General features: G+C 50.3%; 13 protein-coding genes and 1 riboswitch. Of the genes, 3 read left to right on the top strand and 10 right to left on the bottom strand.

Annotation, left to right across the window (positions count from 1 at the left end; translation table 11 throughout):
* Positions 1–5: 5 nt before the first annotated feature.
* The 3 genes from JSQ80_RS27490 to pdhA all read right to left on the bottom strand — a co-directional run bounded on the left by JSQ80_RS27490 (position 6) and on the right by pdhA (position 3,491).
* Positions 6–1,280 carry a dihydrolipoamide acetyltransferase family protein gene (locus tag JSQ80_RS27490; protein ID WP_087435553.1) on the bottom strand — a complete coding sequence of 425 codons (1,275 nt, stop codon included), beginning with the start codon at positions 1,278–1,280 and terminating at the stop codon, positions 6–8.
* Between the two features lie 34 nt (positions 1,281–1,314).
* Positions 1,315–2,292: an alpha-ketoacid dehydrogenase subunit beta gene (locus tag JSQ80_RS27495; protein ID WP_087435552.1), complete on the bottom strand. Its 978-nt coding sequence runs from the start codon at positions 2,290–2,292 to the stop codon at positions 1,315–1,317.
* Positions 2,293–2,423: 131 nt separating this feature from the next.
* Positions 2,424–3,491: a pyruvate dehydrogenase (acetyl-transferring) E1 component subunit alpha gene (gene pdhA / locus JSQ80_RS27500; RefSeq protein ID WP_087435551.1), complete on the bottom strand. Its 1,068-nt coding sequence runs from the start codon at positions 3,489–3,491 to the stop codon at positions 2,424–2,426.
* A 291-nt stretch (positions 3,492–3,782) separates the two neighbouring features.
* Here pdhA and JSQ80_RS27505 point away from each other — a divergent pair, with 291 nt between their 5' ends.
* A complete protein-coding gene (locus tag JSQ80_RS27505) occupies positions 3,783–4,511 on the top strand; it encodes an alpha/beta hydrolase (RefSeq protein ID WP_206097969.1) in 729 nt (242 codons plus the stop codon).
* A gap of 114 nt (positions 4,512–4,625) precedes the next feature.
* On the opposite strand, the gene JSQ80_RS27510 is transcribed toward JSQ80_RS27505, so the two are convergent.
* Complete coding sequence (locus JSQ80_RS27510; RefSeq protein ID WP_087435549.1) at positions 4,626–5,117, bottom strand: low molecular weight protein-tyrosine-phosphatase; 492 nt, start codon at positions 5,115–5,117, stop codon at positions 4,626–4,628.
* A gap of 234 nt (positions 5,118–5,351) precedes the next feature.
* Between JSQ80_RS27510 and JSQ80_RS27515 the strand changes: the two genes are divergently transcribed.
* Positions 5,352–6,014, top strand: a complete 663-nt coding sequence (locus tag JSQ80_RS27515) for a thiamine diphosphokinase (RefSeq protein WP_206097970.1) — start codon at positions 5,352–5,354, stop codon at positions 6,012–6,014.
* A gap of 182 nt (positions 6,015–6,196) precedes the next feature.
* Complete coding sequence (locus JSQ80_RS27520; RefSeq protein ID WP_206097971.1) at positions 6,197–6,880, top strand: C40 family peptidase; 684 nt, start codon at positions 6,197–6,199, stop codon at positions 6,878–6,880.
* Here JSQ80_RS27520 and JSQ80_RS27525 read toward each other — a convergent pair.
* The 6 genes from JSQ80_RS27525 to JSQ80_RS27550 all read right to left on the bottom strand — a co-directional run bounded on the left by JSQ80_RS27525 (position 6,877) and on the right by JSQ80_RS27550 (position 12,044).
* Entirely contained in the window at positions 6,877–7,650 is a 774-nt protein-coding gene (locus JSQ80_RS27525) for a winged helix-turn-helix domain-containing protein (protein WP_206097972.1), read from the bottom strand. The two genes, JSQ80_RS27520 and JSQ80_RS27525, sit on opposite strands and share 4 nt — an antisense overlap.
* Before the next feature lie 67 nt (positions 7,651–7,717).
* Positions 7,718–8,932 (bottom strand): chromate efflux transporter, encoded by a 1,215-nt coding sequence (gene chrA / locus JSQ80_RS27530; protein ID WP_206097973.1) that lies wholly within the window; start codon positions 8,930–8,932, stop codon positions 7,718–7,720.
* A gap of 243 nt (positions 8,933–9,175) precedes the next feature.
* Positions 9,176–9,958, bottom strand: a complete 783-nt coding sequence (locus JSQ80_RS27535) for a thiazole synthase (RefSeq protein ID WP_206097974.1) — start codon at positions 9,956–9,958, stop codon at positions 9,176–9,178.
* 1 nt (position 9,959) lies between these two features.
* On the bottom strand, positions 9,960–10,163 hold the full coding sequence (gene thiS, locus JSQ80_RS27540) for a sulfur carrier protein ThiS (protein WP_087435543.1): 204 nt from the start codon (positions 10,161–10,163) through the stop codon (positions 9,960–9,962).
* 15 nt (positions 10,164–10,178) lie between these two features.
* Positions 10,179–11,363, bottom strand: coding sequence for a glycine oxidase ThiO (gene thiO, locus JSQ80_RS27545; protein WP_087435542.1), 1,185 nt, complete (start codon positions 11,361–11,363; stop codon positions 10,179–10,181).
* 45 nt (positions 11,364–11,408) lie between these two features.
* Positions 11,409–12,044: a thiamine phosphate synthase gene (locus tag JSQ80_RS27550; RefSeq protein ID WP_240464331.1), complete on the bottom strand. Its 636-nt coding sequence runs from the start codon at positions 12,042–12,044 to the stop codon at positions 11,409–11,411.
* 348 nt (positions 12,045–12,392) lie between these two features.
* Positions 12,393–12,498, bottom strand: a riboswitch (TPP riboswitch).
* Positions 12,499–12,527: the final 29 nt, after the last annotated feature.

The following is a 12,527-nucleotide window of genomic DNA, read 5'->3' on the forward strand; positions in this document are numbered from 1 at the left end:
TCTGGTTACACCTCCATCACAAGCAGCTCAGGGTTAGCGAGCAATTGCTTGATGTAGTTCATAAAGTTTTGTGCTGTTGCGCCGTCGATGAGACGGTGGTCGAAGCTGAGGGACAATGCCATAACTGGCGCCACTACGATTTCGCCGTTCTTCACAACTGCCTTCTCGGAGATACGTCCTGTACCCAAGATTGCAACTTCAGGATAGTTGATGATTGGTGTAAAGAACATACCGCCAGCGGAACCGATGTTCGTAATCGTGATGGTGCTGCCTTTCAACTCGTTCGGGCCAAGCTTGCCATCGCGGCCGCGAGTCGCCAAATCTTTAATGTCGTCCGCAATCATCCAGATGCTGCGGCGATCGGCGTCTTTGATGACCGGTACGATCAGGCCGTTGTCCGTATCTGTCGCGATACCGATGTTGTAGTATTTTTTGTATACAATTTCTTGGTTTTCTTCGTCGATCATGGCATTCATCGCTGGGAACTGACGGCATGCTGCCACGAGCGCTTTTACGATGAACGGCAAGTAAGTAACTTTAGTTCCTTTTTTCTCCATCATCGGTTTCAGACGCGTACGGAATGCAACGAGGTCTCCCACTTCAACTTCGTCCATAATTGTAACGTGTGGAGCCGTATACGCCGATTTAACCATAGCGTTGGAGATGGCTTTGCGGATGCCCTTGAATGGCGTGCGCTCTTCTTCAGCGTCACGGCCACTTGCTGCTGCAGCTGCAGGAGCGGATTTCGCTTCAGCCGCTTTTGGAGCTGCCGCTTCTGGCTTCGCAGCCGGAGCGCCGCCGTTCGCAAATGCTTCGACGTCTTCGCGCGTAATCTTGCCGTTCTTGCCAGTCGCAGGAACTTCGCCGATATTTACGCCCAGGTCGCGAGCAAGCTTGCGCACGCTAGGTGTAGCCAATACATCATGATTAGGAGCAGCTGCCGCGCCTTCCGCTTTAGGAGCTTCCGCTGCGCCGCCTTGTGCCGGAGCCGCTTCTTCCTTCGCTTCTTCTTCAGGCATTGCTTGCTCAGGGATATCGCCTTCCGCGTCGATAACCGCTACGACTTCACCCATGTGGCACACTTGGCCGTCTTTTGCAAACACTTCCAATACCGTACCATTTACCGGGCAAGGAACTTCAACGACAGCTTTGTCGTTCTGTACTTCCATGATGATATCATCATCAGTCACTTTGTCCCCCGGTTTAATATGCATTTTAATAATTTCGCCTTCATGCAGCCCTTCCCCAAGTTCCGGGAAGCGATATTCAAATTTAGCCACAAAAATAACCTCCTTCTCTCTGTTCGGTTCCTTCTTAGAAGTTCAATACTTTGTTGACGCCCGCAATGATGCGTGCTGGATTCGGCAACCATTGGTCTTCGATCTGCGCAAATGGATACACAGTGTCCGGACCAGCGATACGCAGTACAGGAGCTTCGAGGTGCAGAATTGCTTTCTCGTTGATTTGGGCAATCACTTCTGCAGCAACGCCGGAAGTTTTTTGAGCTTCTTGAACGACGATGGCGCGGTTTGTCTTTTTGATGGACGCAACGATCGTGTCGATATCAAGCGGCATCAAGGTGCGAAGGTCGATGACTTCTGCTTGCACGCCTTCTTTTTCAAGTTCAGCAGCTGCTTTCATTGCTGTATGAACCATCAAGCCATATGCCAAGATCGTAACGTCTTTACCTTCACGTACGACATTCGCCTTGCCAAGTTCTACCGTATATGCATCTTCAGGAACTTCATCACGGAATGCATGATACAAGTTCAAGTGCTCCATGAAGAATACAGGATCATTGTCGCGGATTGCAGAAATGAGCAGACCTTTAGCATCATAAGGATTCGAAGGAATTACCACTTTAATGCCCGGTGTTTGCACCAGCAAGCCTTCCAGGGAATCAGTATGCAGTTCCGCTGCTTTAACGCCGCCTCCGAATGGTGTGCGGAATACGATTGGCGCGTTGTAGCGTCCGCCGGAACGGTAACGCATGCGCGCTGCTTGTACGCACATTTGGTCAAGCGCTTCGTAGATAAAGCCGACGAATTGAATTTCCGCTACAGGACGGAATCCTGTAACACCCAGACCTACTGCCATACCGCCAATTGCGGATTCTGCCAGCGGCGTATCGAATACGCGCTCGTCCCCGAATTCTTTTTGCAGGCCTTCCGTTGCACGGAATACACCGCCGACATGGCCGACGTCTTCCCCAAATACAACTACGTTAGGGTCTCGTTTCAACTCCACGCGCATTGCGTCGCGAATCGCTTCTTTCATATTCATTTGTGCCATTGCTTTGTTTCCTCCTTACCGTTATCGCAGAGCCAGAATGGAATTTGAACGTCCTCATTAGTTAACGATGGTCCGTTCTATATATAAACTGCCGGATCACGTCATCTTTGGACCGGCTATATCAATCGTTCTTATTGGAAGTCGGCTTTTTGCTCTTCCAAATGTTGCGGTGTCGTTTCGTACATGCTGTCGATTAGACCTGCAACCGTCATTTTTTCCGTTTGTTCCGCACGTTTGATTTCAGCATTTACTTTTGCTTTTGCTTCTTCTTTCACGCGCGCTGTATCTTCTTCGGTCCAGAGACCTTTTTTCTCTAAGTATTTGCCGAAGCGAACAATCGGGTCTTTAATCGCCCATTCCGCTTCTTCATCTTTCGTACGGTATTTCGTAGTGTCATCCGCCATGGAGTGTGGACGGAAACGGTAAGTCAAAGATTCGATCAAGGTCGCGCCTTCGCCTTTGCGTCCGCGTTCCGCTGCAATTTGAACGGCTTTGATGACCGCAAGCACGTCCATGCCGTCTACTTGCATGCCATGGATACCAGCTGCAACGGATTTGTGAGCGATCGATTTCGCTGCCGTTTGCTTCGTGAACGGAGTCGTAATCGCGTATCCGTTGTTTTGAACGAAGAAGATGACAGGCAGGTTGAATGCGCCCGCGAAGTTCAAGCCTTCGTAGAAATCGCCTTCGGAAGAACCGCCGTCACCCGTGTAAGTGATAGCGACTTGAGCTTGTTTTTTCAATTTAAAGCCCATAGCAATACCCATCGCGTGCAAGATTTGCGCACCGATGATGATTTGCGGCATCAATACGTTGACGCCTTCTGGAATTTGACCGCCGTGTTGATGGCCGCGGGAATACAAGAATGCTTGATAAAGCGGAAGCCCGTGCCATACGATCTGCGGCATATCACGATATGCGGGAACGACAAAGTCTTCTTTCTGCAGTGGATACACGCTGCCGACCATAGAAGCTTCTTGGCCGGATACCGGCGCGTAGAAACCAAGACGGCCCTGGCGGCCCAAGTTGATCGCACGATCATCCCATGTGCGTGTAAATACCATGCGGTACATAATTTCTTTAAGCTGCTCGTCCGTCAACTCCGGCATCATATCCGGGTTAACAATCTCTCCTTCTGGAGACAAGACGGACAACGGTTGAATATCTTCCGTCTGAACTTCGAATGGGAACTTGCTCATGTTTTCTCACCTCAATAAAAGTTTGAAGATTTTGTTTCGCTGTTATAGAATCATTATACACCTGTTTTATTCGTTTGGTCAAAAGAAAACGCGGAAAAAGTGAACATTTTGTTTGATTGTTGTTATAACAGCATCTGAAATCAACTATAACAGGCTGTTACAAAATTGTGAACTTGTGCACATGCAGTGAACATTTTGACGCACAATAATAGGTACGTGTTCACGGCAATGAACCTAACAGAGATATTATTGTCCAACATGGACTAAATTTTGCATGAGGCGGTGTAACTTATGTCGGATTCTTCTATTCTAAAGCGTACCATTGTCAAACACGACATTCCAAGCAACCATTTAGGCGGCAATCGCCGCGTTCGCGTCTACTTGCCGCCCGGATATCAGGAGATTCTCAGCTATCCTGTCGTGTACTGCCAAGACGGCGAAGACTTTTTCAACTTTGGCCGCATTGCAACCCATGCCAACAAGCTCATTATCGAAGATGATATGGAGCCGTTCATTATCGTCGGCGTCGAAGTGGACAAAAAAGTGCGCACTTTCGAATATTCCCCTGACGGGGAACGATTTGAATCGTATACGCGTGCTTTTGCTGAAGAAATCGTTCCGGCCATCGAGCAGCTCTACCCCGTTCGCACGGATTGGACCGAGGTCATCTTGGCCGGAGATTCGCTTGGCGGGACCGTTTCTTTGCATCTGGCGCTCAAATACCCCGAAAAATTCCGTCAGGTCATTTCGTTATCCGGTGCCTACTATCCATATTCACTCGAACTGATGGCGCTTGAGCAAGAATTGTCTTGGCTGCACCTGTTCATGATCGTCGGATTGCAGGAGACGGCTTACACTACCGATACCGGCACCTACGACTTCGTTGATTTGAACCGCAAGGCGAAACAGACGCTGGAAGCGCGCGGCGCCCATATTCAGTATGCGGAACATGAAGGCCAGCACTTATGGGGATTCTGGCAGAAGCATATTCCTGACGCCCTCCGGTTCTTCCTGGATTAATATGTATCTGTCAGACGCTAGCAATGGAAACATATAGCAGTGTCCCATACCAATTGAAACAAAAATAGCAGTGGCATACTAGGACGTATGTCACTGCTCTTCTAATGAGCTCTCCTACATTCCGGCCGGCAAATGTTGCTCTTCCACTATCCGCTCCAGCAGGTTGGAGCAGCCTGATGACACTAGCCGGTACACTTCATCGAAATTCCCCGTGTAATATGGATCCGGAACGTCCTCTTGCCCTTCTTCCGGAAGAAGCGACATGAATCTGATCACGGCAGCCGACTTGCTTGACGCGCCTTCCCAATCCATTACATTCCTTTCATTGCTGCGGTCCATGCATACGATATAAGTAAACTGCTGAAAATCATCCGGATGGAGTTGTCTTCCCTTCATCCCATCATAGGGAATACCCTGGCTATCCAATATAGCGCGGGTCCCTTCATGCGGCGGCTTCCCGATATGCCAATCTCCCGTTCCGGCGGAATCGACCGCGATGTGCTCAGACAATCCCTTTTCATTTATCTTTTGGCGCAATACCGCTTCCGCCATTGGTGAACGGCATATATTTCCCAGACAGACGAACAGAACTTTAACTTGTGCCATCTTTAATTCCTCCCAAGTAACAGCATAATTATGGACGTGGTACAAAAAGTCCCCTTCTGAACACGCCCTTATACTTTAAGGCACGTCTGCTTCCTTTGGCAAATTTCTCTCGGATTCGGCATCTTGCATTGGTTGTATCGCAAAAATCCGCTATACTTAATGTTGGTAATGGAAGTGCGATAAATAATATAGGAAAACTTATTTTATGTTTTGAGAAAAGGACGGTTACGAAACATGTTGATACATACACCTGAGCCGCGGCCTTCGCATGTCATTATTTACGCCGGTGGACAATTAAGCGAGTCCTCTTTAACTCTGCTTGAAACGGCGGATTACGTGATCGGCGCGGATCGCGGCGCGCTCTTTCTAGTTCAACATCGCATTGAGCCGGATTTGGCGGTAGGCGATTTTGATTCCGTTCAGGAACATGAGCGCATATGGATACGGGAGCATAGCGGACAATATATCGATTTTGATGCCGTTGACAAGGATTATACGGATACGGAGCTCGCCTTCAACATCGCGCTTGAATGGGTTCCCGAACAAATTACGCTGTGTGGCGTTACCGGGACTCGGCTCGACCATACATTGGCCAATATCCATTTGCTTCGCAAAGCCCTTGATGCCGGAGTAGAAACCCGGATTATCGACGAGCACAATCTAATCATGTTAACCAACTCCTCTCTTACACTGACCAGGCAGCCTTTTCCGTATATCTCCTTGTTGCCGCTCAGCAGCGTTGTCACCGGCATCACGTTGGACGGATTCGCTTACCCGCTTACGAATGCTACCTTGCGCATCGGTCAATCTCTCGGAATCAGCAATGAATTTGTCAAGGATGAAGTCACCATATCAGTAACGGACGGGTATTTGCTCGTTATGTGCAGCCGCGATTAAATGTCGCGGTTTTTATAATGGTTACAAATTGTCATTTCTCATCTAACTTTAATGTATCCGCTTACATTATTGGCGGCCTTGATTTTATTTCATGATGTTAAATTTTAGGGGGTGGGTTTGGTTATATATCCTCTGCTATACTCTGGATGTACTCAAAAACACATACGGAGGGATTGACACTCATGACAAAATCCACGAATAAACGTTGGACGCGCATTATTGCGATCACGTCTGTCGCCATTATGCTCAGTGGGGTGAGCGCTTACAATGCTCCCCGTATTGAAGCCGCACCTGCCGCAACGAATACGAACGCATCCTCCTACTATTGGGATGGATTCAATCTTTATCCAGAGGACTCACACGATAATGGTTCGGACAATAGTTCAAGCAATGGTTCGGACAATTCAACAACCTCTACCTCTAACGCGGTTGCTACGAAGATGATTAATCTGGGCGATAATTATTTGGGCGTAAAATATAAATTTGGCGCTTCTACTGACACGACAAAAGTATTCGATTGTTCGTCCTTTATGCATTTTCTGTATATGAGACAAGGAATTGATCTTCCACGCACATCCTATGAACAAGCTACCGTAGGGAAAAAAGTGCAGCGCAGCGAACTGAAAAAAGGAGATTTGCTCTTTTTTGCAACTGGAAGACGTGGTAAAGGAAAAATCGCGCACGTCGCCATGTATGCCGGAAACGGAAAAATTTTGCATACATTCGGCAAACCCGGCGTCACTTACTCTAATTTGAAGGATTGGGATGACACGTACGTTACGGCACGAAGAATTCTGAACGACGATATTATTGCGCGTGCGAAGGCTTCAATGAAGCGTTCCGATAAACCTGTTAAATTAGGTTAGGTTTCCGCAATGGGACTTTCCAAGCGGTATCCATGCCCCCGCACCGTGCGGATGAATTTCCAGCCATGCCCGCGATCAATCTTGCGGCGCAAATACCGGATATAGACTTCAACGATATTGGTCTGCGCGTCAAAGGCCATGTGCCATATTTCACGCAGCAATTCCTCTCGAGAACAAATGCGGTTCGTCCGCAATGCCATATACAGGAGCAATTCGTATTCTTTCGGAGTTAAAGATACGGGTTGCTCCCCTCTTATTACTCGTTTTCGCTCCATATCAATCGACAATTCGCCAATTGCAATAACTTGGTTCATCTTTTGTTTCAACTCGGTGCTGAAAGCCCGTCCTATGCGTGCCTCCCACTCCTCGAGCGAACATGGAAAGCGGATAATATCGTTGAATCCATGCTGCAAAGCAAAGTAAATCCCGTCTGGCACCGCGTTGGGCACCATCAGTATGGCAGCCCATTTTACATTATGAACTTCCTTCGTGAAGATCGTTTGCAGCTGCGGGGGAATCTCAAGGAGCTCCTCGTCATTATCCGTATACTTATCCAGGCTGAACGCGATCACGACATATTTCAGGTGAGAATGGGTTCGCAGCGTCTCCTGCAGCCTTTCCCGCAGCGGATCATGGATGACTGCCCATTGCCATTCGCTGCAGAGCAATTGTTCCAGCGGCCCGCCAATCCATTGCTGAAGCCACGTCTGGATATGATTCGTATACAAGTTGCCAGGGTGAACATGAATGAGAATGTAGGATTTAGACATTTGCTGACCTCAAGGAAGGAATGAAATATTTTCTCTGCATCCTCATTTTGCCCTGAACCTTCCAAACTTAAAGCAGCCAGCCCCCTAAAATAGCGCACGCGGCCACAACTGCCCAAGGAGGGAGCTTCCAAGTTATCAATAATAACGCCCCAATCAAAATGATCGTAAAGTGAACAGGTCCGTGAACGGATGTCACCCATACCGGATTGTACAGCGCGGCGAGCAGCAAGCCGACGACGGCGGCATTCACGCCTTTGAGCGCGGCACGGACACCGCGCCACTGCCGCAAACGCTCCAAGTACGGAAGCGCTGCGCCAATTAGCAAGTAAGACGGGAGAAATATAAATAAGGTTGCGATGCACGCATATCCAATTCCTGTCCAGCCTGGCGCCAATGAAGCGCCGATAAAAGCCGCGAAGGTAAATAAGGGCCCGGGAACGGCTTGAGCCGCTCCATACCCCGCCAGCAGAACGGAATCATTCAGCCACCCCGCATGCGCCAATTCTTCTTTGAGCAGCGGCAGCACAACATGGCCGCCGCCGAATACTAAAGCTCCTGTCCGGTACATGATGTCGGACAATTGAGTAATGACTTGGAAAGAAACTGTTTTTAACCAAGGCAGCATGAGAAATAACGCAAAAAATACAGCTAGCAAAAACAGCGCAGCCATTCGGTGTGAACGAGCGGCCTGCTGGGAAACTTGCGATGGATATGCTGCGTGCGCATGCTGGACACCGTCATCACGCTCCCTGAACAACAGCACTCCAACGATAAGGGATATCAGGATGATTGCCAGTTGTCCGTACATCCCTGGAGCGAACAACGCCCCCGCCGCTGCGGCAACGGCAATCGTCACTCGCGCCGGATCCGGCGTCAGCTGCTTCGACATCCCCCACAGCGCTTGGCAAATAATCGGCACCGCTACCAGCTTCAAGCCTTGAAGCCAACCTGGCGCAACGTCAGGCAGCCGCCCTAGGCCGAGAGCGAACGCAACCAGCAAGCATGCGGAAGGCAAAGTAAATCCGAGCCAAGCCGCAATGCCGCCTAACCATCCGGCGCGCATCATGCCGATGCCAATGCCGAGCTGACTGCTGGACGGACCCGGTAGCATCTGACACAATGCATTCAATTCGGCGAATTGGTTGTCATTGACCCAGCGTAATTGTTCTACATATTTTTTGCGAAAATAACCGATATGCGCGATTGGACCTCCGAAGGACGTCAATCCTAAATGCAGTGCCGCCACAAACGTGTCCCATACGCGCCTGGATACAGTCGGCATGACAGGCCTCCCATGATGTTTCGAATTAATTGCACCAATTCAGCTCGAGATAAAGCTTCACTGCCGATGCTTTCTCTCTAAATTGATAGCATGTCATACCGGATGAAAGCAATACCTTTACAAAATCTTATCGTTAGCGCCGTCGCCAATCCGCTGATATGTTCATCTACCACATGGCGCCGTGCCCTTTCTTCATCCACCAGCTCGCTTGAAGATATGTCGTCATATGCGAAACCTTGGGTTTCAACGAACTATTCCTTCCAACGGGCTGCTCGCTGCCGCGCAGCGCTTCATCGGTATTCGGCCCGCCTCATACCCCATTCGTCCCGCTTCAATCGCCAGCTTCATCGCCGCGGCCATCTTAACCGGATCGCCCGCACCTGCTACCGCTGTATTAAGCAGCACTCCGTCCGCCCCCAATTCCATCGCTTTCGCCGCATCGCCGGGCGTGCCTATGCCGGCATCCACGATAACCGGAATATCAGCTTGCTCGATAATGTATGACAGATGAAGCGAATTTAACAAGCCAAGCCCCGACCCTATAGGAGAAGCCCCCGGCATCACCGCATGGACGCCTAATTTCTCCAGCCTCTTCGCCAGAATGACATCGTCCGAAATATACGGCAGCACAATAAAATCTTCTTGCAGCAGTAATTCGCAAGCTTTATACGTTTCGATCGGGTCGGGAAGCAGCGTCTTCCAATCTCCGATTACCTCGACCTTAATCATGTCGCATAAGCCGGAAGCTTTCGCCAAGCGGGCAATCCGAACCGCTTCTTCCGCGTTCTCGGCCCCGGCCGTGTTGGGCAGCAGCGTGTATCGATTTAAATCCAACTGCTCGAGAAAGTTCGGCTGTTCCGGATCGTACACGTTCATTCTTCGCACGGCAAATGTTAAAATATCGGTCCCCGACACCTCAACCGCCTTGCGCTGGATGTCAAAGTCAGGATATTTCCCCGTGCCAAGCAGCAAACGGGACTGAAAACGGTAGGGACCGATACATAATGGCGATTCACTGGAATTCATATTATCCCCCTCCTACAAAATGTACGATTTCCACGCGGTCTCCGTTCGACAACCTCGCTTTGGCATGATCAGACTTCTGCACGATGCTCTGATTCAACTCTACCACGACAATCCGGTTTTCCATCTGTAGATGAGCAAGCAAATGCTGCACCGTCTCTGTTGTCTGAGGCAAATTCATTACTGCTCCATTCACAGTTAGCTGCATATGAGAAGCACCTCCTTAACTGAATAATTCCAAGGCGCGCGTCCGAGCCCGTTGCGGAGCAAAATGCGCCATTACCGGCCAAGGCATCTGCTGAGCCCCGTCCGTTATCCAGTGCGCCAGTCCGACACCGGTCGCCGCGCTGAGCAATATTCCGTTGCGGTAATGTCCTGCGGCAAGCCATAAGCCATCGTATCCCTCCACAGGTCCGATGAACGGCAAGCCGTCTATCGTTGCCGGGCGCAGACCTGCCCATGCCTGTATCCATTCCGCTTCTGCCAATGCGGGAACGAGGCAAGTAGCCTGACTAATGAGTCTCTGTATCGCTCCCACCTTCACCGTCCGGTCATATCGCCTCGCTTGAGAGGTGGCGCCTATGTAAATGTTTCCTTCGCTCTTAGGCACGATATAAGTTCCATCTCCATAAATAATGGACTCCATCTGCAAAGCATGAGTGCGCACGACAGCCAGTTCCCCCTGCACCGGATAAAAATTCAATTCGACGCCCAAGTCTCGGGTCAACATGCCGCTTTCCAAACCCGAGCATATAATAACGGAGTCCGCGTGCCAACTCTGACCCAGCGTTTCCACCCCAATGACTCGGCCGTTCTTATGCAGAATATGGGTGACGGTCTGGCTTTCCAATATTCTCGCCCCGTAATCCTCCGCACTTCTTGCGAGTGCATATGTCAGTTTCGTCGGAGAGACATGCCCCTCATCCTTAAGGAAGAAAGCGCCTTGCAGTTCGGAACTCATATTCGGTTCATGCTTCATCAATTGCGGCGAAGCGTACCATTGGATGCCGCTTGCATAGTTAGCGGCTTCATTCGTATATGAATGCGTCTGCCGCAGCTCATTCAGAATATAATGCATGTTCTCAGCAGGAGTGACAGGGATGAACAATCCCCGCTTGCGGAGCTCGATATCAACGCGGGATTGCTCCCACAGCTCTTCTGCCCATATAGAGAAATAGTCCAGGCTTAGACGGGCAAAGGATCCGAGTCCCTCATGCTTGAACCGTTCTGCGACGGGCGCCAGCATGCCCGCTGCGGCACAGGTCGTGCCAAGCCCGAGACGGCCGCGCTCCAATAGAGTGACTTGCAGACCGCGCTTGGCGAGTTCGTATGCGATGGCACAACCGATGACGCCTCCGCCGACAATAAGCATATCCGCCGTTTGCGGCGAATGAGTGGTATTTGACATATTTTCTCCTCCCGCACTATGTAATAGTGGTTAATGGGTGTGTCTTCAGGACCGAAGCATTGAGGGGCCGTGAACGGCTTCCATTAATGATTCTCTATACCGCCGGGCGGATAACGCAGGGCGCTCGTCATGCCAGATGCCGGACATGACCGCCACACCAGAAGCCCCCGCTGCTATTACCTGTCCGATGTTATCGCAGCTAATTCCACCGATGGCTACAATGGGAATCGCAAGCGCTTGTCTGCAGCGTTTCAATCCCTCCTCCCCTTTTGGCTCCCGTCCCGGCTTGGAGGCTGTTGAGAACACATGGCCGTAAATGACATAATCGGCACCTTGCCGTTCTGCCTGCCTCGCTTCACGTTCGTCATGCACGGAGACACCCATCTGGAGCTGAGGGAACGCTGCGCGCACCGCATACGGAGGCAGGCTATGGTATGCCAGCTGCACGCCGCGCAAGTTGGCAGCGGCAGCCACATCCACACGGTCGTTGACGATGAGCTTATGCTGGGGAATTCCCGCTTCCCGATATTGCTCTACTGCGTTCCATATCCTGCGAGCGGTCCACTGCTTCTGCCTGACATGGATGGCATCGACATAAGGATGTATGTCTGATGCGATCTGAACGCATTCCAAGAGGGATTCGCATTCGGGCGTGACTGCATGCAACCACGGCATAATCATAGGAAATTATCCTTTCTCGATTAGATACTGAACTGCGCATTGCTTCCGTGCTGCAAGCCTACGTCCCATCCGCCACGAGGACACGACAAAAAACCACTCTCCCGCAGAGAGTGGTTATGATTGAAAATAGGACCAAGCCGGATGTACTGGTGAAAGGAGAAAGGCGTGCGTGTTCATGTGCCCTGCCAAGCCTTCATAACCATATATCCTCTAGTACATGCCGCGCACGAAAAAGTACGCATGAGCTGCAATGGCACTTCTAGCAAATACATGGATATCGACTGCTAGGCAAGCAATGACTTTACACGATTCTTAAACCGTATGTGACCAGTCATGAGCAAGGAATGACCCAATCAATCCACACTTCCCTACGCTGGCATAACCCAGATCAGGTGCTTAGGGTCCGAAGCCTGCGCTTCATCTCAGCCGAAACACGGCACCCCTAGTGATGGATGCATATTCATGATGTGCAATGCACCGTTA

Origin of the sequence: Paenibacillus apiarius (assembly GCF_017052585.1) — a bacterium.
GTDB lineage: Bacteria > Bacillota > Bacilli > Paenibacillales > Paenibacillaceae > Paenibacillus_B > Paenibacillus_B apiarius.